The sequence below is a fragment of the Sphingosinicella sp. genome (assembly GCF_052387495.1).
Taxonomy (GTDB): Bacteria; Pseudomonadota; Alphaproteobacteria; order Sphingomonadales; family Sphingomonadaceae; genus Allosphingosinicella.
The window spans coordinates 1-3780 of record NZ_JBQTJC010000148.1; the positions used below are offsets into that span (position 1 = coordinate 1).

Sequence of the window (3780 nt, forward strand, 5' to 3'; positions counted from 1 at the left end):
TGGCGCAGCCTCGACACCTTGATGGTGGCGATGGCGACCGACAGCCTGACCCGGTTCTACGGTGTGCCCGGCAAGACCGCCTCGGCGATCCGCCGCCTCGGCATGGGTGCGGTCAACCGGATCGGCCCCTTGAAGGACCGGCTGATGGCCGAAGCGCGCGGCGAATCCGGCGAGCTGCCTCTGCTGCTGCGCGGCTTGCCGATCTAGCGCACCTCCTCGCTGACCTTGCGCTCGGCTGCCTGCTCTTCCTTGCGGGTTCGGACCATCAGGAAGGTGCCTGACCAGATTCCGGGAACCGTCCAGCGGCCGTCGATCTCGTCGCCGTCAGCATGCACTACGCCTTCATAGTGGACGACGTCGTAATCCTGGATCGCACCGTCGTACATTTTGAGGAAGCGAACCGAGCTGCCGTCCCTGCGCCCGTCGATGACCGCATGGAGAATCTGGCCGGCGCTCGCGATCGTGTCTCCCGGCTCGGTCGTCGTCCCGGTCACGCAGCCGGCGCTCTCGCGAAGCTCGGCTTCGAAGGGAGTCGCCGGGCCGCCGTCGGGGTAGTTGAAGAGCCCGGACCACTGACCGGTGAGGTCGATGTCCGAGTCGCCGCTCATTGCAGCGTTTCGGGGCCGTCGGCGCCGCCGGGCGCCATGCGCTGGAACTGCATGAACTGGACGAGCAGGTCGGCGCGCGCGGCGAGGCCGGGCGCTTCGAGCAAGGCCTGTTTGGAGCCGACGTCCAAAGGCGCGATCTGGGCGATGCCGTTGACCAGCATTTCGTCGTCGAGCCGGCCGATCGATTCCCATTCGACGACATAGCCGAGCGAATCGGCATAAGCGCGCGATTCGCGCTCGATCTCGGCGCGCTGGGCAATGCCGAGCGCCTCGTCGCTCTCCTCCTCGTCGAAGCCCGAGCGGTCGGCATCGACCTGGCGATAGGGTGTCTCGACCTCGGCCTCGCGGGCGATGCGGAACCGGCTCAGGCCTTCGAGCACGATATTGTAGCGGCCGTCGTCGAGCTCGTCACAGGCGGCGATGCGGCCGATGCAGCCGATCTCGAACAAGGCCGGGGGCTCTTCCTCGTCGCGCGGCTGGACCATCGCGATCAGGCCGTCGCTGGCGAGCGCATCGCGCACCATCGCCCGGTAGCGCGGCTCGAAAATGTGCAGCGGAAGTTGGCTCCCCGGAAAGAGCAAGGCGCCCGCGAGCGGGAAGATCGGAACCCGCAGAAGCGCCGTTTCGCCCATCAGCCGAACAGGATCGCGGAGAGACGCCGCCGCTGCGCCGCCGCCCAGGGGTCTTCGAGTCCCGTCGCCTCGAGCAATTGTAGCAGGCGGGTGCGGGCCGCGCCTTCGTTCCATTCGCGGTCGCGCCCGATGCTTTCGAGCACTTGGTCGGCCGCTTCGTCGCGCTTGCCGGCCGCCATCAGCGCCCCGGCCAGCTCGTAGCGCGCGTCGTGGTCGTCGGGATCGGCGGCGACGCGCGCGTCAAGCACATCGGTCTCGCCCGTCGGCGCGATCTCGGCCAGCGCCAGCGCCGAGCGCGCCCGCGCCACGGCGGGATCGGAGGCGGCTTTCTCGGGCAGCGCGTCCAATGCCGCGCGCGCCTCGTCGGCCTGGCCCGCGGCGGTCAGCGCCCGGGCGAGCCCGGCGACCGCCTCGGGGTTCTCCGGCGCCATCTCGACGATCTGCCGGAAGATGCCCACGGCGCGCTCGGCGTCGCCCTCACTCAACACCTGCTCGCCCATCTCGATCAGCGGCTCGATCTGGGCTTCCAGCTCCTGCGCCTCGCCCTGCACGGGCAGTTGCGCGAGCAATTGGTCGATGGCCGCCTTGAGCTGACCCTCGGTGCGCGCCGAGCCCAGGTCCGCGACCGGCTGGCCCTGAAACATCGCATAGACGGTCGGGATCGACTGGATGCGGAACTGGGCGGCGATGAACTTCTCGGCGTCGACGTCGATCTTGACCAGCTTGACGCCCTTGTCGGCATAATCGGCGGCGACCTTCTCCAGGATCGGGCCGAGCTGCTTGCACGGCCCGCACCATTCCGCCCAGAAATCGAGGATGACGAGGTTGGTCATGCTCGGCTCAACCACGTCGCGGCGGAACTTCTCGACCGCCTCGCGCTCGTCCGCGCTCATCCCCAGGGTTGCCACTTCAATGCTCTCCGATCGCTTCTTATCTCGGCCCTATGTGGGAAGGCGGCCCGGTCTGCCAAGCCCGCATCGGCATGCGCCTTGCGGGGGCTTGCCGGGTCGGGAGGCCCATGCTAGCAGCCCCCGCCTTACCCGGACCGGTCCGCCGGTCCGCGCCAGAGCGGGCGTAGCTCAGGGGTAGAGCACAACCTTGCCAAGGTTGGGGTCGAGGGTTCGAATCCCTTCGCCCGCTCCAGATTTCTTTCCGACAGGCGGTGATTTCGATGAGACTGTTCGCGATCCTCGCCGCCGCCGTTTCGCTCGCTGCCTGCTCAGGTCAGTCCGATACCGATCGGGTCGCCGATCTCGCCAACGAGATGGACGCCGCCAGGCAGGCCGAGCTGCGCACCCCGGCGCCGCAATCCGTCACCACCGATTCGGGCCTGCGTTTCGAGACGCTCCAGCCCGGTCAGGGCCGCCGGCCGCAGATGGGTGAGGCCGTGCTCGTCACCTATGAGGGGCGGCTGACCGACGGCACCCAGTTCGACGCGAGCCCGCAGCCGGTGCCGATGGTCGTTGGGCAGCTCATTCCGGGCTTCAACGAAGGCTTGATGATGATGAACGAGGGCGGCCGCTACCGCCTCACCATCCCGTCCGCGATCGGCTACGGCACCGAGGGCGCGGGGAGCGGGATGATCCCGCCCAACGCGACCCTTGTCTTCACCGTCCAGCTGGTCAGCATCGGCGGCGCCACCGCCGCCCAGCCGCTTCCGTCCGGCAACTAAGCGAGGCCGCGCGCGCGGTCGTAAAGGTCCTCGAGCAGCTGCGTCTGCCGGACCAGGTCGAATTCCTTCTCCGCCAAGGCCCGAGCCGCCGCGCTCATCCACGCGCGCAATTCCGCGTCGCCGAGCAGGTTCGTGATCGCCGAAGCCAGCGGCTCGGCCTCGCCTTCGGGGACGATAAATCCGGTCGCGCCGTCGCGGACCGCCTCCGGCATGCCCGAATGGTCCGAGCCGACCACCGGCAGGCCGCTTGCCGCCGCCTCGACCGCCACCGTCGGGAGGCCCTCTGAATCACCGTCGCGCGCGGTCAAGCTCGGCGCGGCGAGCAGCCAGGCGCGCCGCATCCACTGTGCGACAGCCTCCGGCGGCTGCGCGCCGAGGAAGCGCGCGCCCTCTCCCGCCCGACGCTTGAGCGCGGGGAGAAGCGGCCCGTCGCCGATGATGACCAGCGAAGCATCGCGCCGCGCCGCGCGCGCCTTGGCGAAGGCCTCGAGGAGCAGCGCCGTCCCCTTCTTCTCGACCAGCCGGCCGACATGGAGGACCAGCCCCGGCTCCGCCGCGCCGCCCGGGCGGAAGCGGGCGAGATCGACGCCGATGCGGTGGGTCACGGTCCGCTCCGCAGGAAAACCCTGCGCGAGCGCCCGCTCCCGCAGCGCGTCCGAAACCGCGATGAACAGCGCGCCCTCGCGCATCAGTCGCCGCCGGAGCAGCGCGTAACGCTGCCACGACAGGCGCCCGGAGAGGAGCATGTCGCGCGGCGCGCGGCCGACGTCATAGCCGTGCAGCGTCGTCACCAGCGGCACGCCCAGCGCCCGCGCGAGCGGCAGCGCGAGCAGCCCGTCCGGCCCGAAATGGGCATGGACCAGCGCGG

At 69.9% G+C, this 3780-nt stretch carries 5 protein-coding genes, 1 tRNA gene and 1 pseudogene; 3 read left to right on the top strand and 4 right to left on the bottom strand.

Features of this window, described 5'->3' with window-relative positions; genetic code table 11:
• Window positions 1–207, top strand: a pseudogene (locus ACT4N8_RS08355) (ubiquinone biosynthesis protein UbiH); the annotation flags it as partial.
• Here ACT4N8_RS08355 and ACT4N8_RS08360 read toward each other — a convergent pair.
• From ACT4N8_RS08360 to ACT4N8_RS08370, 3 genes are read right to left on the bottom strand one after another with little or no spacing between them, the layout of a single operon-like run.
• Complete coding sequence (locus tag ACT4N8_RS08360) at window positions 204–608, bottom strand: hypothetical protein (RefSeq protein ID WP_444857676.1); 405 nt, start codon at window positions 606–608, stop codon at window positions 204–206. The pseudogene ACT4N8_RS08355 and the gene ACT4N8_RS08360 sit on opposite strands and share 4 nt — an antisense overlap.
• Window positions 605–1240: an LON peptidase substrate-binding domain-containing protein gene (locus tag ACT4N8_RS08365; RefSeq protein WP_444857677.1), complete on the bottom strand. Its 636-nt coding sequence runs from the start codon at window positions 1238–1240 to the stop codon at window positions 605–607. The genes ACT4N8_RS08360 and ACT4N8_RS08365 overlap by 4 nt, the downstream gene beginning before the upstream one ends.
• The gene (locus ACT4N8_RS08370; protein ID WP_444857680.1) at window positions 1240–2133 is read right to left on the bottom strand and encodes a tetratricopeptide repeat protein; all 894 of its coding nucleotides are present in this window, start codon (window positions 2131–2133) and stop codon (window positions 1240–1242) included. The genes ACT4N8_RS08365 and ACT4N8_RS08370 overlap by 1 nt, the downstream gene beginning before the upstream one ends.
• A gap of 175 nt (window positions 2134–2308) precedes the next feature.
• On the opposite strand from ACT4N8_RS08370, the gene ACT4N8_RS08375 reads away from it, so the two are divergent.
• Window positions 2309–2383: transfer RNA gene (locus ACT4N8_RS08375), tRNA-Gly, on the top strand.
• A gap of 28 nt (window positions 2384–2411) precedes the next feature.
• Window positions 2412–2912 (top strand): FKBP-type peptidyl-prolyl cis-trans isomerase, encoded by a 501-nt coding sequence (locus tag ACT4N8_RS08380; RefSeq protein WP_444857678.1) that lies wholly within the window; start codon window positions 2412–2414, stop codon window positions 2910–2912.
• Here the strand turns inward: ACT4N8_RS08380 and ACT4N8_RS08385 are convergent.
• Window positions 2909–3780: glycosyltransferase (locus ACT4N8_RS08385; RefSeq protein ID WP_444857679.1), on the bottom strand; the 872-nt coding region annotated here is incomplete at its 5' end. The two genes, ACT4N8_RS08380 and ACT4N8_RS08385, sit on opposite strands and share 4 nt — an antisense overlap.

What these genes read in the sequence shown, in the direction of transcription:
- ACT4N8_RS08360 (WP_444857676.1), bottom strand. Translation starts at nt 608, where the DNA reads ATGAGCGGCGACTCGGACATCGACCTCACCGGTCAGTGGTCCGGGCTC.
- ACT4N8_RS08365 (WP_444857677.1), bottom strand. Translation starts at nt 1,240, where the DNA reads ATGGGCGAAACGGCGCTTCTGCGGGTTCCGATCTTCCCGCTCGCGGGC.
- ACT4N8_RS08370 (WP_444857680.1), bottom strand. Translation starts at nt 2,133, where the DNA reads ATGAGCGCGGACGAGCGCGAGGCGGTCGAGAAGTTCCGCCGCGACGTG.
- ACT4N8_RS08380 (WP_444857678.1), top strand. Translation starts at nt 2,412, where the DNA reads ATGAGACTGTTCGCGATCCTCGCCGCCGCCGTTTCGCTCGCTGCCTGC.